General features: G+C 71.7%; 20 protein-coding genes. 12 read left to right on the forward strand and 8 right to left on the reverse strand.

From position 1 onward, the window contains the following. Positions 1 to 621: a TetR/AcrR family transcriptional regulator C-terminal domain-containing protein gene (locus AB0K18_RS16445; RefSeq protein ID WP_364914835.1), complete on the forward strand. Its 621-nt coding sequence runs from the start codon at positions 1 to 3 to the stop codon at positions 619 to 621. A 2-nt stretch (positions 622 to 623) separates the two neighbouring features. Here AB0K18_RS16445 and AB0K18_RS16450 read toward each other — a convergent pair whose 3' ends face one another. Continuing rightward, positions 624 to 1325: a DUF2470 domain-containing protein gene (locus AB0K18_RS16450; protein WP_364914836.1), complete on the reverse strand. Its 702-nt coding sequence runs from the start codon at positions 1323 to 1325 to the stop codon at positions 624 to 626. A gap of 78 nt (positions 1326 to 1403) precedes the next feature. Here AB0K18_RS16450 and rpsD point away from each other — a divergent pair, with 78 nt between their 5' ends. Then, the gene (gene rpsD / locus AB0K18_RS16455; protein ID WP_364914942.1) at positions 1404 to 2018 is read left to right on the forward strand and encodes a 30S ribosomal protein S4; all 615 of its coding nucleotides are present in this window, start codon (positions 1404 to 1406) and stop codon (positions 2016 to 2018) included. Positions 2019 to 2045: 27 nt separating this feature from the next. Here rpsD and AB0K18_RS16460 read toward each other — a convergent pair whose 3' ends face one another. Next, positions 2046 to 2909 carry an ion transporter gene (locus AB0K18_RS16460; RefSeq protein ID WP_364914837.1) on the reverse strand — a complete coding sequence of 288 codons (864 nt, stop codon included), beginning with the start codon at positions 2907 to 2909 and terminating at the stop codon, positions 2046 to 2048. Between the two features lie 116 nt (positions 2910 to 3025). Between AB0K18_RS16460 and AB0K18_RS16465 the strand changes: the two genes are divergently transcribed. After that, positions 3026 to 3334 (forward strand): DUF4190 domain-containing protein, encoded by a 309-nt coding sequence (locus AB0K18_RS16465; protein WP_364914838.1) that lies wholly within the window; start codon positions 3026 to 3028, stop codon positions 3332 to 3334. Positions 3335 to 3387: 53 nt separating this feature from the next. Here AB0K18_RS16465 and AB0K18_RS16470 read toward each other — a convergent pair whose 3' ends face one another. After that, complete coding sequence (locus AB0K18_RS16470) at positions 3388 to 4029, reverse strand: TetR/AcrR family transcriptional regulator (RefSeq protein ID WP_364914839.1); 642 nt, start codon at positions 4027 to 4029, stop codon at positions 3388 to 3390. Positions 4030 to 4083: 54 nt separating this feature from the next. On the opposite strand from AB0K18_RS16470, the gene AB0K18_RS16475 reads away from it, so the two are divergent. The 5 genes from AB0K18_RS16475 (at position 4084) to AB0K18_RS16495 (ending at position 9602) form a co-directional block, all read left to right on the forward strand. Continuing rightward, positions 4084 to 4839 (forward strand): ABC transporter ATP-binding protein, encoded by a 756-nt coding sequence (locus AB0K18_RS16475; RefSeq protein ID WP_364914840.1) that lies wholly within the window; start codon positions 4084 to 4086, stop codon positions 4837 to 4839. Beyond that, positions 4836 to 5564, forward strand: coding sequence for an ABC transporter permease (locus AB0K18_RS16480; protein WP_364914841.1), 729 nt, complete (start codon positions 4836 to 4838; stop codon positions 5562 to 5564). The genes AB0K18_RS16475 and AB0K18_RS16480 overlap by 4 nt, the downstream gene beginning before the upstream one ends. A gap of 229 nt (positions 5565 to 5793) precedes the next feature. Then, entirely contained in the window at positions 5794 to 7833 is a 2040-nt protein-coding gene (locus AB0K18_RS16485) for a spermidine synthase (protein ID WP_364914842.1), read from the forward strand. 326 nt (positions 7834 to 8159) lie between these two features. Beyond that, positions 8160 to 8342 carry a hypothetical protein gene (locus AB0K18_RS16490; protein WP_364914843.1) on the forward strand — a complete coding sequence of 61 codons (183 nt, stop codon included), beginning with the start codon at positions 8160 to 8162 and terminating at the stop codon, positions 8340 to 8342. Between the two features lie 48 nt (positions 8343 to 8390). After that, a complete protein-coding gene (locus AB0K18_RS16495) occupies positions 8391 to 9602 on the forward strand; it encodes a cytochrome P450 (protein ID WP_364914844.1) in 1212 nt (403 codons plus the stop codon). 60 nt (positions 9603 to 9662) lie between these two features. Here AB0K18_RS16495 and AB0K18_RS16500 read toward each other — a convergent pair whose 3' ends face one another. Then, positions 9663 to 11567, reverse strand: a complete 1905-nt coding sequence (locus AB0K18_RS16500) for an LCP family protein (RefSeq protein WP_364914845.1) — start codon at positions 11565 to 11567, stop codon at positions 9663 to 9665. Positions 11568 to 11701: 134 nt separating this feature from the next. Beyond that, a complete protein-coding gene (locus tag AB0K18_RS16505; RefSeq protein ID WP_364914846.1) occupies positions 11702 to 12856 on the reverse strand; it encodes a neutral zinc metallopeptidase in 1155 nt (384 codons plus the stop codon). A gap of 475 nt (positions 12857 to 13331) precedes the next feature. On the opposite strand from AB0K18_RS16505, the gene AB0K18_RS16510 reads away from it, so the two are divergent. Continuing rightward, the gene (locus AB0K18_RS16510) at positions 13332 to 14201 is read left to right on the forward strand and encodes a LysR family transcriptional regulator (protein ID WP_364366831.1); all 870 of its coding nucleotides are present in this window, start codon (positions 13332 to 13334) and stop codon (positions 14199 to 14201) included. Between the two features lie 394 nt (positions 14202 to 14595). On the opposite strand, the gene AB0K18_RS16515 is transcribed toward AB0K18_RS16510, so the two are convergent. Continuing rightward, on the reverse strand, positions 14596 to 15942 hold the full coding sequence (locus AB0K18_RS16515) for an ATP-binding protein (RefSeq protein WP_364914847.1): 1347 nt from the start codon (positions 15940 to 15942) through the stop codon (positions 14596 to 14598). Next, the gene (locus AB0K18_RS16520; RefSeq protein WP_355429009.1) at positions 15935 to 16609 is read right to left on the reverse strand and encodes a response regulator transcription factor; all 675 of its coding nucleotides are present in this window, start codon (positions 16607 to 16609) and stop codon (positions 15935 to 15937) included. The genes AB0K18_RS16515 and AB0K18_RS16520 overlap by 8 nt, the downstream gene beginning before the upstream one ends. A 145-nt stretch (positions 16610 to 16754) precedes the next feature. Between AB0K18_RS16520 and AB0K18_RS16525 the strand changes: the two genes are divergently transcribed. Genes AB0K18_RS16525 through AB0K18_RS16535 form a run of 3 tightly spaced genes read left to right on the forward strand, consistent with a single transcriptional unit; the run spans position 16755 to position 19973 of the window. Then, on the forward strand, positions 16755 to 17924 hold the full coding sequence (locus AB0K18_RS16525) for a DUF2092 domain-containing protein (RefSeq protein WP_364914848.1): 1170 nt from the start codon (positions 16755 to 16757) through the stop codon (positions 17922 to 17924). After that, complete coding sequence (locus tag AB0K18_RS16530) at positions 17921 to 18898, forward strand: ABC transporter ATP-binding protein (RefSeq protein ID WP_364914849.1); 978 nt, start codon at positions 17921 to 17923, stop codon at positions 18896 to 18898. The genes AB0K18_RS16525 and AB0K18_RS16530 overlap by 4 nt, the downstream gene beginning before the upstream one ends. Next, a complete protein-coding gene (locus tag AB0K18_RS16535; protein WP_364914850.1) occupies positions 18885 to 19973 on the forward strand; it encodes an ABC transporter permease subunit in 1089 nt (362 codons plus the stop codon). The genes AB0K18_RS16530 and AB0K18_RS16535 overlap by 14 nt, the downstream gene beginning before the upstream one ends. A gap of 50 nt (positions 19974 to 20023) precedes the next feature. Here AB0K18_RS16535 and AB0K18_RS16540 read toward each other — a convergent pair whose 3' ends face one another. Beyond that, positions 20024 to 20746: a YcnI family protein gene (locus AB0K18_RS16540; protein ID WP_364914851.1), complete on the reverse strand. Its 723-nt coding sequence runs from the start codon at positions 20744 to 20746 to the stop codon at positions 20024 to 20026. Positions 20747 to 20774 lie beyond the last annotated feature (28 nt).

Here is a 20774-nt window from a genome sequence, read left to right on the forward strand (position 1 = left end):
ATGGACACCGTGTGGTCACGCCGCAGGGCCGAGCCCAAGCCGCGGCTCACCCTCGACAGGATCGTGGCGGAGGCGCTCGCCCTGCTGGACGAGGAGGGCGTCGCCCGCCTCACCATGCGCCGGCTCGCCGAGCGCCTGGGCACCGGCTCGACCACCCTCTACTGGCACGTCAAGACCAAGGACGACGTCCTCGACCTGGCCATGGACGCGGTCTTCGGCGAGGTCGCCCTGCCTGACGGCGGCGCGGGGGAGGACTGGCGGGCGCGGGTGCGCGCGCTCATGGGCGGCTGGCGGGCGGCGCTGCTGCGGCATCCGTGGTCGGCCACGCTGCTCGACCGCCCGCTGCTCGGGCCGAACGCGCTCTCGCGCACGGAGTTCCTGTACGAGACGCTGATCGCGGCCGGGTTCGCCGCGCCGACGACGGCCGCGTACAGCCTGTCCAACTACGTGATGGGGTCGGTCATCATGCAGGTGACCTGGGCGCGGAGTGACGCCGGCACCGGCGGCTACCTGCGCGAGCGGGCCGGCGACTATCCCGCCCTGGCCGCGCACGGGCTGGAGCACGACTGGGACACGACGTTCGAGGAGGGTCTCGGCTACCTGCTCGCCGGCATGTCCTGATTTCAGCAGGTGCAGAGCAGACCGCGCAGCGCGGTCTCCAGGCACACCCCGGAGCGCGCGGGCGTCGGCCAGGGGAAGCGGATCAGCGAATCGTCCGCCCGTACGGTCGCGCCGTGGCTGTCCAGCTCCCACAGCCACACGTCCCCGGCCGGCTCGCCGAGCTGGCGGGACACGCCCGCGGCGAGCTGGGCCCGGTGGGAGGAGTTGACGTGGGCGAGCACCCGCTCGGCGACGTCGGTGAGCGGGTCGGGCGCGGCCCCCAGGTAGTCGTCGGCGTCGAGCAGCCCCGACTCCTGCCCGGTCAGGTAGACGACCTGGCCCACGTCGAGCCGCAGCAGCCGGGCCGCGTCGGGCGCGCCGAAGCGTTCGAGCGCGTCGAACAGGTTCTCATCAGGGCAGAGCGCCGCGACGGCGATGGCCGCCGCGCGGGCCTCGTCCCGCGGCACCGGCTCCGCCCATCCCTGCACCTCGATCAGCCCGCGCGGATGCGTCACCGTGCCGAGCTGCCGCATCGCCGTCAGGTTCACCGCGGCGACGGCGTCCTCCCGCACCCCGTGCAGCGGCTCGCCGGGCAGCACCAGCAGCACAGGACGCCCGCGCTCGTCCACGCCGCCGCGCGCCGGCGAGGGGGCGCCGTCCACGGACAGCTTGGCGACGTTCGAGGTCGCGGCGAGGGTGCGGACCCGCTCGGGGATCGGGAGCATGGGCGCCTCCTTGAGGGCAGCAACGTCTATAGGTTAGCCTTACCTAAGTAAGGACTACCTAACCACATTGAGGTGAACGTGCGCTACACCGGCCCGAAGGTGCGACTGTCGCGTCGCGCGGGCGTCCCGCTGACCAGGAAAGCCGTCCGCTACTTCGAGCAGCGCCCCTACCCGCCGGGCGAGCACGGCCGCAAGACCAACCGCCGCACCACCGGCGACTACGGGCTGCGGCTGATGGAGAAGCAGAAGCTGCGCTGGTACTACGACGTCTCGGAACGCCAGCTCCGCCGCTACTGGGACCTCGCCGTGCGCAAGCCGGGCGCGTCGGGCACCGAGCTGGTGACGCTGCTGGAGAGCCGCCTCGCCTCGCTCGTGCTGCGCGCTGGCCTCGCCCCGTCGATCTACGCGGCCCGCCAGTACATCGCCCACGGGCACATCGCCGTGGACGGCCGCAAGGTGGACATCCCCAGTTACCTGGTCAGGCCCGGCCAGGTCGTCTCGGTACGCGAGCGCTCCCGCAGGATGCAGCCCTTCGTGGCCGCCGCCGAAGGCGTGTACGCCGACGAGCGCACCGCGGCGTACCTGTCGGTCGAGCTGCCCGACCTGCGCTTCACCCTCACCCACCGGCCGGAGCGCGAGCAGATCGCGGTTCCCGTGGACGAGCAGCTCGTGGTGGAGTTCTACTCCCGTTGACCGGGCTTCACACGAGGGCCGCCGGGGTCACCGGCGGCCCTTCTTGGTGCGGTGGCCGTTGCCGTTCTGGCTGCTGGCCTTGGGCGGCGCGGCGCCCGCCGGCACCGCCGTCTGGAGCGCCCGCAGCTGCGCGACCTCCTGGCGCAGCGCGGCCAGCTCGGCCAGGATGCGCTCGGACTGCGCGGTCGCGTCCTGCTCCAGGGCCGCCCGCTCCTCGGCGTTCTCCTCGTCCATGGCGCTCACCACGACGGCGAGGAACAGGTTCAGCACCACGAAGGTGCACACCAGGATGAACGAGGCGAAGAAGATCCACGCCGTGGGGTGGCGGGTCATCACCTCGCGGGCGATGTTGCCCCAGTCGTCGCCCGTCATCGTCTGGTAGAGGGTGAACAGCGAGTCCGGCAGGCTGCCGAAGCGGTCGGGGGCGGTCTCTCCGTAGAGTTTGGTGGCCATCACGGCGGCCACGTACAGGACGAGGGAGAGCAGCACCACGATCGAGCTCATGCCGGGCATCGCTCGCAGCAGCGCCGAGACCACCCGGCGCAGGCTCGGCACGACCGACAGCAGCCGCAGCACCCGCAGGATGCGCAGCGAGCGCAGCACCGACAGGCCGCCGTTGGTGCTGGCGAAGGCGATGGCGACGATGACGGTGTCGAAGATGTTCCAGGGGTCGCGCGCGAAGGCGGTGCGCTCCACGTAGAGCTTGCCGGCCAGCTCGGCGGCGAAGATGTACAGCGCGACGTGGTCGACCACGGTCAGCAGCGTTCCGTAGCTCTCGACCACGGCGGGGACGGTCTCCAGACCCAGGGTGGCGGCGTTGATCAGGATGACGCCGACGATGAAGCGCTGGAAATACGGGTGCGCGAGGAAGGCGCGAATGCTGTCACGCACGGGGGAGACTCCTCAGGGGTGGACATGTGCCTCACCATGATGACGCAACATGATCAAGAGGCGGACTGTGGTATAAACCCACCTGACCTTGTCCACGTGAGGGGACCAATACCAGCATGTCCTACAGCGATTACGGCCCCGGCTATTACGGCCCGCCGCCGCAGAGCCACCCCAACGGCACGACCATCCTCGTGCTGGGCATCCTCAGCCTGGTGGTGTGCGGCGTCCTGGGCCCGTTCGCGTGGGTGATGGGCAACAAGGCGCTCCAGGAGATCGACTCCAGCGGCTACGTCTACGAGAACCGCGGCCAGATCCAGGCCGGGCGCATCTGCGGCATCATCGGCTCGATCTGGCTCATCCTCCTCGTCGTGCTCTTCGGCCTCGCCCTCACCCTCGGGCTCGTCGCGAGCTTCAGCAGCTACTGACGTTCGTCCGGAGCCCGGCCGCGCAGGTCACCGCCTGCCGCGCCGGGCTCTCGTCATCCCCGCGGCCCTGAGCCGACGGGCTCCAGCCCCTTCTCCAGCAGGCCGAAGGCGAGCTCGGCCTGCTCGCGCAGCATGGGGGCGATGCGCTCCCACTCCTCGCCCGCCGTCATCATGGCCATCGCGCGCTCGCTGAGTATGCGCGTGGTGCCGAGCAGGTGCGCCGCCACCAGGCGGGGCGTGAGGTCGTCGGCGCCGGCGTCGAGCTCGTCGGCCAGCGCCCGCGCCAGCGCCTCCTCCCGTTCGACGTGCACCTGCCGCATGCGCGCCGTCAGCGCCGGGCTGTCCGCGACGATCTTGGCGAAGACGTCGGCGCCCTCGTTGAGCCCGTGGCGCCAGTGGCGGCTGTCGATCGCGTCGAGGTAGTCGCGCAGGAACGCGCGTACGACGCTCTCGCCCGGCCGCCGCTCGCGCAGCACCGTGGGCGGCAGCTCCACCACCACGTCCTGCCGGTCGGCGAACAGGTCCTCCTTCGTGCTGAAGTAGTTGAAGACCGTGTTGACCGAGACGTCGGCCGCCCGCGCCACCTCGGCCACCGTCACGTTGTCGAACCCCCTGGCCATGAACAGGCCCGTCGCGACGTCGGAGATGCGCTCCCGCGTCTCGCGCTTCTTCCGCTCCCGCAGCCCTTCCGTCATGCCGCCATCGTACCAAGTTTGCAGTGACACCAAAATTGTGGTTACTTAAATTTTGTGATCGAAACCAGAAGTCTCAGCAAGACCTTCGACGACGGCGTCCACGCCGTCGACGGCGTGGACATGACCGTGCGGCCGGGTGAGATCGTCGGCTTCCTCGGCCCCAACGGCGCGGGCAAGACCACGACCATGCGCATGCTGACCACCCTGCTGCGCCCCACCGCGGGCACCGCCACCGTGGCCGGCCACGACCTCGTACGCGAGCCGCGCGAGGTGCGCCGCCGCATCGGCTACGTCGCCCAGGGCAGCGGCCTGCCGCCCGTCACCCCCGTCAGGGGCGAGCTGGAGCTGCAGGGCATGCTCTACGGCCTCAGCCGCGCCGACGCCGCCGCCCGCATCCCCGGCGTGCTGGAGCGGCTCGACCTGGCCGGGCTCGCCGACCGGGCGCCCGCCACCCTCTCCGGCGGCCGGCGCCGCCGCTTCGACATCGCCTTCGCCCTGCTGCACGACCCCGCGCTGCTCTTCCTCGACGAGCCCACCACCGGCCTCGACCCGCAGAGCCGCGCCAACCTCTGGGACCACATCCGCTCCCTGCGCGACCGGCAGGGCATGACCGTGTTCCTGACCACCCACTACCTGGACGAGGCCGACGCGCTCTGCGACCGCGTCATGATCATCGACCAGGGGCGCATCGTCGCCCAGGGCGCGCCCGCCGAGCTCAAGACCGGCGGCCGCACGCTGGACGACGTCTTCCTCGACATCACCGGCAGGTCGCTGCGCGAGGAGAACGCGACGATCGGGCAGGGGGCATGATGCTGCGCGACACCTGGGTGCTGTTCCGCCACGGGCTGGGCGTGACGCTGGGACAGCGGATCGGCATCGTCATCGGGGCGATCCAGCCGCTGCTGTTCCTCGTGCTGTTCGGGCCCATCTTCGTCACCATCGGCACCTGGGAGACGCTGGTCCCCGGTCTGATCGTGCAGCTCGGGCTGATGAGCGCGGGCATGGCCGGGTTCGGGATCGTCTTCGACAAGCGCGGGGGCGTGCTCGAACGGCTGCGCGTCACGCCGGCCAGCCGGCTGGCGCTGCTGCTCGGGCGGGTGCTCAACAACGTGGTGACGCTGGTCCTGCAGACCGTGCTGCTGCTCGCCGTGGCCTACGCCTTCGGCCTGCGGGCGCCGCTCGCCGGCGTGCTCGGCTCGTTCGTGCTGGTCGTGGTGCTGGGCGCGAGCCTCGCCGCGCTCTCGTACGCGATCGCGCTGACCATCAACGAGCACCTGTTCCCGCCCGTCATGACGACGGCGGTGGTGCCGCTGGTGCTGCTGTCCGGCTCGTTCCTGCCGATGTCGATGGCGCCCGGCTGGCTCGACGCGCTCTCGCACGTCAGCCCGTTCAGGTACGTCCTGGAGGCGCTGCGCGACCTGTTCCACGGCCACTACCTGACCGGCACCGTGGCGGCCGGCGCGGCGGTCACCGTCGCCTTCGCCGTCTTCGGCCTCACGATCGGCACCCGCGTGTTCAACCGCGAGCAGGCGTGAGCCGCCTCAGGGCGAGCGGGCTCAGAGCAAGCGGACCCGGGGCGAGCGGACTCGGGGCGAGCGGTGACATGAAACGAAGGCCGTAACATTCCTGCTCCACCCCTTAAGCACCCCAGCCATTCTGCGGCTTTTGACCTGCGCGAACACCGCATACCGGGCATATCCCTAGACTTCGCCCCGGCGGCGTCAGGCTTCCGTGTTCCCAGTCCGTTCACTACGGTGAGGGCTTATGACGCTGCAGGCGCAAAAGCCCGTTCACGACGGTGAAAAAGCCCACTGGCTGGCGGTGCGGCCGAGGCTCGTCCTCGCCAGCGCCTTCATGCTCTTCCTCGAACTGGCACTGATCCGGTGGACCGGCTCCAACATCGTCCATCTGAGCTATTTCACCAATTTCGTGCTGCTGGGCTCTTTCCTCGGCATCGGGCTCGGCTTCCTGCGCGTCGGCCGATCACAACGCCAGCCCTACTACTCGCCCGTCGTGCTCGCCCTGCTGGTCATCGTCGTGCTGGCCTTCCCCGTCACGGTGGACAGGAACACCGAGGGCGTCCTCTACTGGACGAGCCTGTCCACCAGCGGGCCGCCCGCCTGGGCGATCCTGCCGGTCATCTTCTGCGCCGCCGCGGTCATCCTCATGGGCCCCGCCGAGCTCGTCGGCCGGTGCTTCCCCGAGCTGCCCCGCCTCGAGGCCTACCGCTACGACCTCATCGGCAGCCTCACCGGCATCGCGGTGTTCACGCTGCTGTCGTTCGTCAGCGCGCCGCCCGTCTTCTGGGGGCTGATCGCGGCCGGCTGCTACGCCGTGCTGCTCGTGCCCAAGCCGCCCGCCCTCTACGCCGGCCTCGTCGTCGTGCCCGCCGTGGCCGTCGTCGGGCTGCTGCTGGCCGAGACGCTCACCGCCGGCGCCATCTGGTCGCCCTACTACAAGGTCACCACCAGGCAGCTCGTGCAGCTCGGCATCCCCGTCACCGACATCGCCGTCAACGGCATCCCCCACCAGCAGGCCGTGCCCGCCGCCGCCCGCCTGCAGTGGGAGGCCCAGTACGGCCTGCCGTACGAGCGCACCACCAAGCCGCCGAAGGACGTGCTGATCGTCGGCGCGGGCAGCGGCACCGACGTGGCCATCGCGCTGTCCAAGGGCGCCACCCGCGTCGACGCCGTCGAGATCGACCCCAAGCTGCGCGAGCTGGGCGGCTCCACCCACCCCGACCGCCCCTACGACGACCCGCGCGTGACCACCCACGTCACCGACGGCCGCGCCTTCCTGGAGCGCAGCGGCGACCGCTACGACCTGATCCTCTTCGCGCTGCCCGACTCGCTCACCCTCGTCTCCGGCGCCAGCTCGCTGCGGCTGGAGAGCTACCTGTTCACCGAGGAGGCCATGCGGGCCGCCCGCGCCCACCTCAAGCCGGGCGGCACGTTCTCGATGTACAACTACTACCGCGAGAGCTGGCTCGTCGACCGCCTGGCCGCCACCATGCAGCGGGCCTTCGGCCACCGGCCGTGCGTCGACGTCGTCAGCACCGCCGGGCAGCAGGCCGTCATCACCGCCGGGGTGACCGCCGCCGACCAGCGCTGCGCGAGCGAGTGGCCGGGCGCCGCGCCGGGCACGCCCGAGCCCGCCGGCGACGACCGGCCGTTCCTCTACCTCAAGGACGCCACGATCCCGCCGATCTACGTGATCACGCTCGGCCTGATCCTCGTCGTCAGCCTGCTCGCCGTGCGCGCCGTGGCGGGGCCGTACCGGCGGATGCGGCCGTACGCCGACCTGTTCCTGCTCGGCGTCGGCTTCATGCTGCTGGAGACCAAGAGCGTCACCGGGTTCGCGCTGCTGTTCGGCACCACGTGGGTGGTCAACGCGATCGTCTTCGCCGGCGTGCTCGTCGCGGTGCTCGCCGCCGTCGAGGTGACCCGCCGCTTCCGCACCCCGCCGCTGCCCGTCATGTACGCCGTGCTCTTCGCCGGCCTGCTGCTGGCCTGGCTGGTGCCCAACGAATGGCTGCTGGCGCTGCCGGTGCCGCTGCGCGCGGTGGCCGCCGTCACAGTGGCGTTCCTGCCGATCTTCGCCGCGAACGTGGTCTTCGCCAAGCGCTTCGCCGACACCGCCGACGCCACCACCTCCTTCGGCGCGAACCTGCTGGGCGCCATGGTCGGCGGCTGCCTCGAATACGTGGCGCTCGTCGTCGGCTACAAGGGCCTGCTCATCGTGGCCGCCGTGCTCTACCTCGGCGCTCTCGCCCTGCTGCCGCGCCGTAACTCCGTCGCCGCCTGACAATCGCCGGACAGCGTTTCTGCTTTTCCTTGACCGGTGGTCGGAGGAATGGCTTGCTTTGTCGTGAAATGCGAGGTGAGGTGGAGGTATCAGCCTGGCCTTGACCGGCCGGAAAGTTGAATCTGAAAACGGAGATCCAGCCGTTCGGAAACGGAGGGTGAGAGATCGGGGGTGACGTCCGGTAAACCCGCGAGAAAAGGTGTGAATCCTGGCGACACGAGGGGCGGCGAGAATCGACGTCGAGCTCGCCCGGCGGCCCGCATCCGGCCCGGCGCCTCGGAACGCCCATCGACGCCCGCTTCCGCTCGGCCTGCTTCGTGCCGTCGGTGAGCGCCGTCGCCCTGCAGTACGACCCGGTGGAGTGGCCGGTGGACCTGTACACGGACATCACCTCGCTGTCGCCCGAGCACAGCCAGCTCGACGACTACCACTGCGACGCCCACGACACCGAACACGGCCAGGTGACCGGCGCCCTGGCCGACTGGATCCTCGGCCAGCTCGGCAAGTAGGCCCGTCCGGCGGCAGGATGGGGGACGTACCTCGACCCGGGGGGCCGCATGATCGAGCGACGACCGACACCCGAGGCGCCGGAGAGCTGGGCGTCGACGCCCGACCCGTACCCCGCCTATGCCCGGATGCGGGAGGAGGGCGCGCCGCGGCTCGTGCGGTTGCGCAGCGGCCTGTACGGGTGGCTCGTCACCCGGTACGACGACGCCCGCGCCGCGCTGGCCGACCCCCGGCTGAGCAAGGACCCCAGGAACGCGCCCCGCGACTGGCAGGAGGCGGGGCGCGGCCGGCCGCTCGAAGACCGGTCGGGGCTGGGCACCCACCTGCTCACCTCAGACCCGCCCGAGCACACCCGCCTGCGCCGCCTGGTCTCCCGCTACTTCACCGCCCGGCGGCTGGCCGGCCTGCGCGAGGGCATCGAGGCCCGGGCCCGCACCCTCGCCCTCGGCCTGACCCCGGGGGACGACCTGGTCGCCGCCTTCGCCTCACCGCTGCAGGCGGGCGTCATCTGCGACGTGCTCGGCATCCCTCCTGGCGACCGTACGGACTTCCGGAGGTGGACGACGGCCGTGGTGTCGTCCGAGCCGGGGGAGCGGGAGGCCAGACCGGCCGCGATGCGGGAGCTGGCCGCATACGCGCGCGAACTGGTGGCCGCCAAGCTCAAGGCGCCGGGCGACGACGTGATCGGCGCCGTCGCCGCGGCGGCCGTGGACGGTGACCGGATGAGCGAGGACGAGCTGCTGTCGATGCTGTTCCTGCTGCTCGTCGCCGGCTACGAGACCACCGTCGGGCTCATCGCGCTCGGCACGTACACGCTGCTGCGCCACCCCGACCGGCTGGAGTGGCTGCGCGCGCGACCCGAGCTGATGGAGCAGGCCGTGGAGGAGCTGCTCCGCTACGACAGCCCCGTCGAGCTGGCCACCTGGCGCTTCGCGCTGGAGCCCGTGGAGCTGGGCGGCGTACGCCTGCCGGCCGGACAGCCCATCCTGGTGGCCCTGGCCGCCGCCAACCGCGACCCGCGCCGCTTCGCCTGTCCAGACCTGCCGGACCTGACCCGCGACGACAACCCCCACCTCAGCTTCGGCCACGGAGCCCACCACTGTCTCGGCGCTCAGCTCGCCCGCCTGGTGGGCCGCGCCGCCCTGACCGAGATCGTCGGCCTGCCCGGCCTCGCCCTGGCCGTCCCACCGGAGACCCTCCACTGGCGCAGCAGCATCACCGTCCGCGGCCCCCGCACCCTCCCCATCACCTTCACCCGCTGAGAGGAAGGGCGCGACCCTCCCACCCCTCCCGAGGCGGGTCAGAGGCGGGTCAGAGGCCGGTCAGAGGCCGCAGAGGTCGTCGATGGACTGGGCGCCCTTCTGGGGGTTCTTGGTGGGGGTCTGGGTGGGGGATATGGCGCGCGTACGCGTCGGGCTGGGGCGGGTGCCGCTGGGGGAGGCGGAGACGTTCGCGGTCTGGGCGCGGCGGGCCGGGCGCATCGAGTCGGTGATCGCCTTCTTGGTGGCCTGGCGGATCTTGACCCAGTCGGGACGCCCCGAGTAGAACTCCGGCGGCACGAACTGCAGGCTGGTGATCTTGGCGTTCTTGACCTTGAGCCCCAGCTCGACCAGCGGCTGCACCAGGTGGCGCGGGATGTTGGTCTGCGCCAGCCGCTTGGCCGCGCTGGCGATCTTCTCGAACCTGGTGAGGATCACGGTCGGGGTGGCCTGCTGGGCGAAGGCGCCGATGACGCAGCGCTGGCGGGCCATCCGGGAGAAGTCGTCGCTGCCGACGCGCGAGCGGCCGTACCAGAGGGCCTCCTCGCCGCTCAGCTTCCGGTAGCCGGCCTTGATGGTGCCGGCGGTGCCGTACAGGCCGCCCCACTTGACGTCCTGCTCGACCCGGATCTTCAGCCCGCCGATGGCGTCCACGAGGTCGGCGAAGCCGTACATGTTCATCAGCATGTAGTAGTCGATCTTCAGGCCGAGCGTGTAGCCGATGGCGTCCATCAGGGCGCGGGGGCCCTTGTTGCGGCCGCCCATGAGCTGCGGGTTGTCGTTGGCGTACTGCCAGACCTCGTTGAGCAGGCCGCCGTTCGGCAGCTCGGCCATGAAGCCGTTCGGGAACTGCTTGTGCAGCGGCGAGCCGGCCGGGAAGCGGACGTGCTGGAGGTTGCGCGGCAGGCTGAACAGGACGGTGGCGCCGGTCTTCAGGTCGACGCTGGCCACGTTCATGCTGTCGGTACGCACACCGGTACGGTTGCCCGCCGCGTCACCGCCGATCAGCAGGAAGTTCACCCGGTCCTTGTCGCCCCACGGGTTCTCGGGGTCCTTGGCGGCGACGGGCACCTCGGCGTCCGGGTGCGAGGGGAAGATGGCCCCGATGGAGTCGCGGGCGGCGACCACGTAGTTGGCGGTCAGCGCGAACGGCGACATCACGGCCACGCACAGCACGCCCACCACGATGCCGGTCAGCACCTGGCCCTGCTGCGGCAGCCGGCTGGGCCCGAGCGCGATGTACGAGGTCACCAGCAGCGCGAACCACGCCAGCGCGAACACGGCGGCGAGCACGATCACCGTGCCCATCGCGCTGTCGTCGGCCAGGAACGCGACGTTCGACAGGTCGCCGGCCACACTGAGCCCGTAGGCGAGCAGGGCGAGCAGCAGCACCGCGTACACGCTGATCAGCACCAGCCCGGTACGGCGATGCCCGGCCCGCAGGTGAGCGGCGCCGGGCAGGATGGCGGACAGAGCGGTCCAGCCGAGGAAGGAGGCGGGGGTCAGCGGCTTGGCGAAACGCGGCGCGGCGGCCCCGGCGCCGGGCTTACGGCCGGGACGGCCCTTCTTGCCGGAGGGACGGCCCGCGCCGGGACGCGTCCCCGACGAGGCGCCGGCGGGACTTCCCGACCGGCCCCTGGGCCCCTGCCCCGCACCTTCCGAGGAGCGACTCCGGGAGCCGGAGGGAGCCTCCGAGCGGCTCCCTGCCCCCGCGCCTTCCGAGCGGCTCCTGGAGCCCGAGCGGGGCTGGGACGAGCGGGGCTGGGACGAGCGGGGCTGGGACGACCGGGGCTGGGACGACCCGGATCCGGCCGCCCCCGGCCCGGACGAGCGCGACGGAGCCGGGCCCGCCACGTGCTTGTCCTGGCTCGCCGCCCCCGGCTCCCCCTTGCCGCTCGTGCGTGACCGTCGCTGGGGGCGCCGTTTCCTGCCTTCTGGCACGGTGTCTTCCCCATCGCGATTGCTCACACCCGGCTCCTTTGACCGCCTACCAGGCAAAACTGACGTTTGCCCCCCGTTGGGCACAAGATTGCCAGGATTCTAGTCCCCATATCTGGACAACCGAGACATGTGCTCAACCTGAGATGAACGTCAGGGGGCTGTCAGGAGACGGTCGAAGAGGGCGCCATCCACGTGTTGCACTGGTATGCCTTGCTCTTCTCCCACCCCTGGCGGAACCAGCGATTGTTGTTCACAGGTTTGCCGTGGTCCGGCGGCCGGCCCGGGTAGTCGCCCACCTGTCCGTAGAACCAGTAGAGCCGGTTCCGGTTGGCCGTGCTGACCGGGTACGACGCCGCCACCGACCGCATCCACATGGCCCCGAAACAGGTGGCCTGCAGCTCGAGCCGCCGGCTGAGCGCGAGCTTGGTGTTCTGGCTGCTGGAGTCGAGGGTCTGGCGCCACCAGGAGTCCATCAGGCCGGTGATGTTCTGGACGTGGTGCCCGTACTCGTGGGCCATCATGCTGATGATGGCGCCGTGCCAGTTCAGGAGCTGGCCGTAGCCCATCGACCTGCCGTTCCCCTTGGCCATGGCCGAGGTGGAGGCGTAGATCGTGTTGTTGCGCGGGCAGTAGTACGGCACGATGTTGCCCGGCTGCGGATAGTCGCCGCACGCGCCGCGCCCGCGTCCCGCCACGATGGCCCAGCGCGGCGGGCTGAACCGGATGCCCTGCTTCTCCAGGATCGACTCCCACGCCCGGTCCATGCACTTCCCTGTCTTCAGGATCAGCGCCTTGGTCTGGCTGTGGTTGAAGATGTTGACGTTCCCGCTGCGGCAGCTCAGGCGCGGCAGGATGCCGGCCTTGTACATCGTGTTGTTCTTCAGGCTCGTGTTGAGCTGCACCTGGGCGGGCGGCGTGACCGTGGTGTCGGGCCGATCCGTCGGCTCCCTGCTGGTGGTGGGCCGCTCCGACGGCCGCTCCGACGGCCGGTCCGAGCGGTCGTACGAGGGTTCCTCGGACGGCTCCTCGGACGGCTCGTACGTCGGGATCGCCACCGGCCTCGTCGTCTCCGTGCCCGACTTCCCGCCGAGCAGCACCGCGCCCACCACGATCAGCACGAACAGCGCCGCCAGCGACCCGAACACCACGCCGAGCACGCCCCCCACGCCCATGCCCTGCTTCTTGGGCGGGGGCCGGTGCCACTGCTGCGGCGGCATCGGGGGCGGCGGCGGTGGGGGAGGAGGAGGCGGCTGCTGCCGGTACGGTTGCTGCCCGTACGGCGGCTGCTGCATCGGCTGCGGCATCGGCTGCGGCATCGGCTGCGTGTAGGGCCGCGTGTGGGGCGGCGCCTGCGGCGGCGCAGGAGGCTGCTGCGGATGCGCCTGAGGGTACTGCCGGGGCGGCGGAGCCTGCTGAGGCGGCGGAGCCTGCTGGGGTGGAGCCTGCTGGGGTGGTGGAGCGTGCTGCGGGTACGGGCTGCCCTGCGGCGGCGGCTGCCGGTAGCCCGGCGGCGGCCAAGGCCGCGAGGGTGGCCTCTGGGGCTGCCCTGGCCCTTGAGGCGGGGGTGGATAATGCCCGTTCCCTGTCAACCTGTCTCCCCGTTCAGCTGGATGTCTGCATTGCCATGGTTTGTCGCACGGCTTGACGGACCCTTGCCAAATTTGGGGCAAAAGCATACTGACGTATCACCCGTCACGGATGTAGCAGCGCTCGGTTACAGTCCGAAATCATTCGAGGTGATCTCCGCTATCTCCCGGTCCCGGCGGCGGGCGGTGTCCTAGCTTCTTTGGCATGAATCTCCAGCAGCTCCGCTATGTGGTCGCGACTGCGGAGCACCGCACCATGACCGATGCGGCCAGATCGCTCTATATCGCGCAGCCTGCGCTGTCCCGCGCGATTCGCGATCTCGAGCGGGAGCTCGGCATGACGCTCTTCGCTCGTTCCGGACGCGGGGTGGTCGTCACCGCGCAGGGACGCCGGGTGGTCAAGCTGGCCCAGGAGGCACTCGACGCCGTTCACGAGATCGAGGGCCTGGCCAACCAGGGTACGGTCACCGAGGCGGAGCTCCGCATCGCCGCCACCCCCAGCCTCGAGCCCGGCCTCGCAGGGCGGTTGTTGCCCGCCTACGCGGCCGAGCATCCGGGCGTACGCGTCCACATCGTGCGCTGCGACGGCCGTGACGGCGTCGTCAGCGCCATCCGGGATCAGCGCGCCGACCTGGGTCTCACCGACCTGCCGGTGCCCACTGATCTCATCACCCATCCACTCGAACGCCAGGAGATCGTCCTGATCTCCCCGCCGGGGCTCGAACTTCCCAACCCGGTGCCCATGGGCAAGCTGCACGGCATGCGGCTGGCCCTGCCCGCACGGGGAAGCCTGCGCCGCAGGGAGCTCGACGCGATGTTCGGCAAGTACGCGGTCACCCCGGTGGTCGTGGTCGAGACCGACGAACGCAACGGCTGGCTCAACGCCGTACGCGCCGGGCAGGCCTCCCTGCTGTGGTACCGCGGCATGGCCGAGCAGGCCGCGCGCGCGGGCCTGGTGGTGCGTTCGCTCGAACCCGCGGTGCGTCGCGTCATCGCCGTCGTGCACGCCCGCCGCCGGCTCCCGCTCATCGCGCAGGACTTCCTGACGACCGCGGAGAAAGGAACCGCCGCCTGACACACGCATCTGGAACGATCCATTTCCGCCTGACGAGCCACGCCGTCCCGGTGACGCCGCCCGCCCCTGAGGTGACGGCACCACGACGGCGGGAGCCCCGTCAGCGGACGATCCCCACCCCCCGATGAATCCCGGAACTCCCGGAACCCCCTGCTGATCCCCGCGAGGACGTCATACGCGCATGCTCCGGCGGCATGCGCGGATCCTGATCTGTGCTCAGGCACGCCCTCAAGTCGTGGAGCGGGCACGGGCGAGGAAGCGGGCGCCGCCATGGAGGCGGCGCTCGGGACGAGCCCGGCGAGCCGGTCGCGTGCCGAACGCATGACCCGTGCGTAACACGCGGAGCCCCGCGTTGAGAAGGGCCAGGGCCCCTCATCCACACCAACGGGTATGGCTAGCGGGCCGGCGGCAGCGAGACGACCGCCCGCAGCCCCGGTGACGCGTCCTCCAGCCGGACGGTCCCGCCGTGCGCCCGCACGGTCTCCCGGACGATCGCGAGGCCCAGCCCGGCCCCGCCCTCGTCGCGGCTGCGGCCGGTGTCGAGCCGGGTGAACCGGTTGAAGACGCGTTCGCGGTCCTGCTCGGGGATGCCCGGGCCGTCGTCGGTGACGGTCAGCACGCCGTCGCCGCTCAGCGCCACCTCGACCTTGGAGGTGGTGTGGCGTACGGCGTTGTCCATGAGGTTCGTCAGCACCCGGCTGAGGTCGAGGGCGTCGCCGGTCACCACGACCGGCTCGCAGGCGGCCAGCCGGGCCTCGGGATAGCGGTCGACGGTCTGGCGTACGACCTCGTCGAGGTCCACCGGCTCGCGCCGGGCCGGCACGCCGCCGCGCTCGTCGAGCCTGGCCAGCGCCAGCAGGTCCTCGGCCAGCCGGGACAGCCGCAGGGCGTCCTCCAGGACGCCCTCGGCGGTCTCCTGCCAGTGCTGGCCGTCGGGGTGGCCGAGCGCCACCTCCAGTTGCAGCCGGATGCTGGCCAGCGGGCTGCGCAGCTCGTGGGCGGCGTCGGAGACCAGCGCCCGCTGGCGCTGCTCGGCCTCCTCCAGCCTGGCCAGCATGTCGTTGAGCGTGGTGGCCAGCGAGTGCACCTCGTCACGCGACTGCGGCACCGGCAGCCGCCGCGACCGCGCGGTGTGCGTGATCTCCGCGGCGCCCCTGCGCAGCGCGGTGATGGGCCGCAGCGTACGGCCGATCATCAGCCAGCTGGCCACCGCCAGCAGCACGATCAGCGCCGGGGTGCCGACGAACAGCACGCGCCCGGCCGTGGCCAGGCTGGTCTGGATCTCGCCGATGGGCCGGGCCGCCACCACCGTCTGCCCGCGGTCCGCGCTGAGCACGACGACGCGCAGGAACCCGGGCATCGCGTACGGCCGCCCGTCCAGCAGCGCCGCCTGCCCGCTCGCCAGCACCTTGGCCCTGGAGGGCGCGTCGAGCAGCGGGACCAGCCGGTCGGTGCCGTACGTGACGTGCGTGATCCGCCCGCGCGCGTCGATGACCTGCACGATCGTCCCGTCGTGCGTGGTGATCGGGCTGGTCAGCGTGCCCGCGTCGGCCGCCACCCGCACGGCCTGCGCGTGCTGCGTGGTCGTGTCGTCGACGGTGGAGATCAGCGCCCGGTCCAGCACGCTGAGCAGCACCGACGCCGACAGCGCGAGGGCCAGCGCGAGCACCGCCGCGGCCGCCGCCGTGAGCCGGAAACGCAGCCCCTGCCGCCGCCACCAGACCAGCGGCGACTCAGCCACCGTCGCCCGCCAGCCGGTAGCCCGCGCCGCGCACGGTCTGCAGCGCGTTCCTGCCGAACGGGGCGTCGATCTTGCGCCGGAGGTAGCCGACGTAGACCTCGACCACGTTGGGATCGGTGTCGAAGGTGTCCCACACGTGTTCCAGGATCTCCGACTTCGACACCACCTCGTCCCGCCGCCGCATCAGGTACTCCAGCAGCGCGAACTCCCTGGGCGTCAGCTCGACCGCCTGCTGTCCCCGTTCCACCCTGCGCCTGGCCGGGTCCAGCGACAGGTCGCCGGCCAGCAGCACCGACGGCCGCCGCCCGGCGTCGCGCCGCATCAGCGCCCGCAGCCTGGCCACCAGCACCACGTACGAGAACGGCTTGGTCAGGTAGTCGTCGGCCCCCAGGTCGAGCCCGTCGGCCATGTCGTACTCGCCGTCCTTGGCCGAGAGCATCAGGATCGGCACCCAGTTCTCCTCCGCGCGCAGCTGCTTGCACACGTTGTAGCCGGACAGCCTGGGCAGCATGATGTCGAGCACGACCACGTCGTAGTCGCCCTGCCTGGCCGCGTGCAGCCCCTCCTCGCCGTCGTGCGCGAGGTCGACGGCGAACCCCTCGGCCTGCAGCCCGCGCTGGAGCGCGGCGGCCATCCGGCGCTCGTCCTCGACGACCAGTACTCTCATGTGGCGATTCTCCCGTTCCTGCGCTGAGACGACGCTGAGAAGGCTGAGAGCCGTCTCAGACTGTCTCAGGTCCACCACAGGATCGGTGACGCAGGCTCTGAGCATCGACATACCGTTAAGGAGTGAGATGCGAAGAGGCACGTTCGTGAGGTGGGGGGTCCCGGTCGCGGCGATCGCCGTGATCGGAGCCGCGATCGGCGCCGGCCCCGTCATCGCCGCGGTGAGCGGCGAACCCGTGCTCCCCGAGCGCTCGGCCGAGCAACTGCTCGCCGACGCCGTGGCGGCCACGCACAAGGAGGGCGGCATCCCGCCCATGTCGGGCACCGTGCAGCAGACGGCGTCGCTCGGCATCCCCGCGCTGCCGTCTGCCGGCGGCTCCTCGCCGCTGAGCCTGCTGTCGGGCTCGCACGAGGTCAAGGTCTGGTACGGCGCCGCCGACAAGCTGCGCGTCGCCATGCCGACCCAGCTCAACGAGACCAACCTGGTCGTCAACGGCGGTCAGGCGTGGTACTGGGACAGCGCCACCAACACCGCCACCAAGCTGAAGATCAAGGAGGGCGCCCCCGAGCGGCCCGCCACGCCCGTCCCGCAGCAGACCGACCTGACGCCGCAGCAGCTGGCCCAGCGGTTGCTGGACGCGGCCGGCGAGCACACCGCGATCCGGGTGATCAACACGGCGGAGGTGGCCGGTCGCCCGGTCTACCAGCTCGTGCTCTCGCCCAAGGAGGAGGGCTCGCTGGTGCAGGAGGTGCGCATCGCCCTCGACGGCGAGACGTACGTCCCGCTCCAGGTGCAGGTCTACGCCAAGGGCTCGGCCGAGCCCGCGTACCAGGTGGGCTTCACGCAGGTGACGTTCACGCCGCCGGCGGCCGAGAACTTCACCTTCACCCCGCCCGCGGGCGCGAAGGTCGAGGAGCAGGAGATCGGCTTCGAGAGCGGCAAGGACCAGCGGGCCGAGCACGCCGAGCACGCCGAGCACGCCGAGGACGTCGCGGGCGACGCGAAGGTCGTCGGCGAGGGCTGGGCGACGGTGGCGGTGCTGCCGTTCGACGCCGACGCCTTGGCCAAGGACGCCGCGAAGGCGCCCGAGAGCGAGTCCGGCGAGCAGCACGGTCCTGGCGGGTTCGGCGCCGGCGCCGACCCGCAGGCGCTGATCGACGGCGTGCTGCAGAGCGCCACCCCGGTCAGCGGCACGTGGGGCTCCGGCAAGCTGATCAGGACGAAGCTCGTCACCGCCCTGCTGACCGACGACGGCCGCCTGCTGGTCGGCGCGGTCACCCCGGAGGAGATCACCAAGGCGGCGGGCCTCAAGTGACCGCGGTCATGCACGAAGCGGGGGCGCCCTCCGGGGCGGCCCCGCCCTCCGGGGCGGACGCGGCGATCGTGACCCGGGGGCTCACCAAGCGCTTCAAGGGCGGCCAGGTCGCCGTGGACGCCCTCGACCTGACCGTGCCGCGCGGCTCGGTGTTCGGCTTCCTCGGGCCCAACGGCTCGGGCAAGACCACCACCATCCGCATGCTGCTCGGCCTCGTGGCGCCCACCTCGGGCGCGCACACCGTGCTCGGGATGCCGTCCGTGCGGGCGCTGCCCAGGGTGGGGGCGGTGGTCGAAGGCCCGGCCTTCTACCCGTACCTGTCGGGGGCCGCCAACCTCATGCGCTTCGACGCGGCCGACCCGACCGCGCCGCGCGCCACCGCCCGGCGGCGGGTCGCCGACGCGCTGGACCGGGTCGGGCTGTCCGGCGCCGCCGGCAAACGCTACCGCAACTACTCGCTCGGCATGCGCCAGCGCCTCGCCATCGCCGCCGCCCTGCTCGGGCCGCGCGAGCTGCTCGTGCTCGACGAGCCCACCAACGGGCTCGACCCGCAGGGCACCCGCGAGGTGCGCGCGCTGGTCAAGGAGATCGCCGCCGACGGCACGACGGTGTTCGTCTCCTCCCATCTGCTGGCCGAGGTCGAGCAGATGTGCACGCATGCTGCGATCATGCGTACCGGGCGGCTGGTGGCGCAGGGCACGATCGCCTCGCTCAGCGCCGGGCTCGCCGTCCGCATCCAGATCGAGACGCCGGACGCGGCGGGGGCCGCGCGGGTGCTCGACCGGCTCGGGCTCACCGACGTGCGGGACGAGGGCGCGCAGGTCACCGCGGAGCTGGGCGGGCACGCGCCGGAGCGGGTCAACGCCGCCCTGGTCGAGGACGGCATCGCCGTACGGGGGCTGGCCGTCGTACGGCCGAGCCTGGAGGACGTGTTCGTGGGACTGACAGGGGAGGGCTTCGATGTCGACGGCTGAGAACGGAGGACCGGCCGGCACCTCCACACTGGGCGGCCGCGCCCGCCGCACCCCCGGCCTGGTCCCGGTGACCGAAACCCTCCGCACCACCGAACGCACCGAGCCGAATGGGGCAAGCGAGGCGTCCGAGGCCGCCGCGGGGACCGGAGCCACCGCGCCCACCGGCACCGCGCCGACGGGGTCCGCAGGTGGCGGGGCGTCCACCGGCACCGCGGGGAGGGCCGCTGCCGCCGCGGGGGCGGCTGGGGCGGGGCGCGGTGTCGGGGCGTTCTGGCGGTTGCTGGGGTCTGAGCTGGGGTTGACCTTCAGGCGGCCGCGGAACCTGGTGATCCTGGCCGTGCTGGCCGTCGTGCCGGTCGTCATCGGGGTCACGCTGCGGGTCGTCGGCGGCGGCGATGAGGACATCGGCGGCATCGTGCAGGATGTCGCGGGGAACAGCCTGATGCTGACGTTCCTGTCGTTCTCGTTCCTCACACTGCTGCTGATGCCGGTGGCCGTGAGCGTCGTGGCGGGGGACGCGATCGCGGGGGAGGCGGGGGCCGGCACGCTGCGGTACCTGCTGGCCGCCCCCGCGGGGCGGACCAGGCTGCTGGTGGTGAAGTTTCTCAACGCGGCCGTCTACTCCTACGCCGTGACCGCCGTGGTGGCGCTGTCGGCGCTGGTGACGGGGCTGCTGTTGTTCCCGGCGGGGCCGGTGACGCTGCTGTCGGGGACCACCATCGGCATGGCCGAGGGGCTGCTGCGGATCGCCATCTGCGTCGGGTACGTCGGCGCCGGGATGGCCGCGCTGGCCGCGGTCGCGCTGGCGCTGTCGGTGTTCACCGAGGTGTCCATCGGCGCCATCGCCGGCACGATGGTGCTCATCATCGTCTGCCAGGTGCTGCGCGCGATCCCCGAACTGGACGCGGTCGCGCCCTACCTGCTGCCGACCAGGTTCACCGACTTCGACGCGGTGCTGCGCAGCCCCATCGACGTGGCCGCGCTGCGCGACGGGCTGCTCGCGTTCGGGGCGTACATCCTGCTGTTCGGGTCGATCGCCTGGGCGCGCTTCTCGGGCAAGGACATCACCTCCTGAGCGCGCGCGGCGCTCCGGAAGGTGTCCCGGAGCGCCGCAGGCTCAAGAGATCAGGCGGACGGGCGGCGGCGCAGGCCGAGGAAGCCGACCACGAGGCCGATCACGCCGACCACCAGCCCGGCCCCGCCGAGGAGCCGCGCCGTCCCGTCGGACGACGACCCTGACGCGGCCACCGGCGCCACCGAAGGCGCGGCGGCGGCCGGAGCGGTGGCGGGGGCGGTGGTGCCGGCCGTGCCGTTCGCGGCGGCGGGCGTCAGCTTGAGCAGCGGCGCCGGGTGCTCGGCCTCGGAGCCGTCCGCCTTCGGCGCCTGCGACCAGTCGACGACCTCACCGTTCGAGTACGTCTGCTTCGTCGGGAACATCAGCGAGTCGACGCCCTCGGGCAGCTTGCCCATGGACACCTCGAACTCCTGGAACTGCCCGGGCTCGACCTTGCCGCCGGACCAGACGACCTTGGTGACGGCCTCGTCCAGCTCGCCGTACTCGGTGGTGACCGGCTTGGGCAGCTTGCCCTCGGTGACCTTGACGTCCCACCCGGGCACCGGCTTGACCGACACGAACGCCAGCGGGTGGTCGGTGGGGAAGGACACCTCGATCTTGGTGGTCGAGGCGTTGTCGCGCTCGTTCGGCACCCGGAAGGCGACCTTGGTGAAGCCGCCCTGTTCGGCCGAGCCGGGCTGGATGGTGACGTGGGCCAGCGCGGGCAGGGCCAGGCCGGCGGTGAGGGCGGTGGCAGCGGCGAGCACGGTGACGGAACGGCGTACGAAGGACATGAGAGAACTCCACTTGTATCGGGGGGAT

This window comes from Nonomuraea sp. NPDC049421 (assembly GCF_040677005.1).
GTDB lineage: Bacteria > Actinomycetota > Actinomycetes > Streptosporangiales > Streptosporangiaceae > Nonomuraea > Nonomuraea salmonea.

Bases quoted from the DNA above. Each gene is read 5' to 3' on its own strand.
- AB0K18_RS16520 (WP_355429009.1), bottom strand. From the start codon at position 16,609: ATGAGAGTACTGGTCGTCGAGGACGAGCGCCGGATGGCCGCCGCGCTC.
- AB0K18_RS16465 (WP_364914838.1), top strand. From the start codon at position 3,026: ATGTCCTACAGCGATTACGGCCCCGGCTATTACGGCCCGCCGCCGCAG.
- AB0K18_RS16535 (WP_364914850.1), top strand. From the start codon at position 18,885: ATGTCGACGGCTGAGAACGGAGGACCGGCCGGCACCTCCACACTGGGC.
- AB0K18_RS16445 (WP_364914835.1), top strand. From the start codon at position 1: ATGGACACCGTGTGGTCACGCCGCAGGGCCGAGCCCAAGCCGCGGCTC.
- AB0K18_RS16540 (WP_364914851.1), bottom strand. From the start codon at position 20,746: ATGTCCTTCGTACGCCGTTCCGTCACCGTGCTCGCCGCTGCCACCGCC.
- AB0K18_RS16510 (WP_364366831.1), top strand. From the start codon at position 13,332: ATGAATCTCCAGCAGCTCCGCTATGTGGTCGCGACTGCGGAGCACCGC.
- AB0K18_RS16450 (WP_364914836.1), bottom strand. From the start codon at position 1,325: ATGCTCCCGATCCCCGAGCGGGTCCGCACCCTCGCCGCGACCTCGAAC.
- AB0K18_RS16470 (WP_364914839.1), bottom strand. From the start codon at position 4,029: ATGACGGAAGGGCTGCGGGAGCGGAAGAAGCGCGAGACGCGGGAGCGC.
- AB0K18_RS16480 (WP_364914841.1), top strand. From the start codon at position 4,836: ATGATGCTGCGCGACACCTGGGTGCTGTTCCGCCACGGGCTGGGCGTG.
- AB0K18_RS16495 (WP_364914844.1), top strand. From the start codon at position 8,391: ATGATCGAGCGACGACCGACACCCGAGGCGCCGGAGAGCTGGGCGTCG.
- AB0K18_RS16505 (WP_364914846.1), bottom strand. From the start codon at position 12,856: ATGCCGCAGCCGATGCCGCAGCCGATGCAGCAGCCGCCGTACGGGCAG.
- AB0K18_RS16485 (WP_364914842.1), top strand. From the start codon at position 5,794: ATGACGCTGCAGGCGCAAAAGCCCGTTCACGACGGTGAAAAAGCCCAC.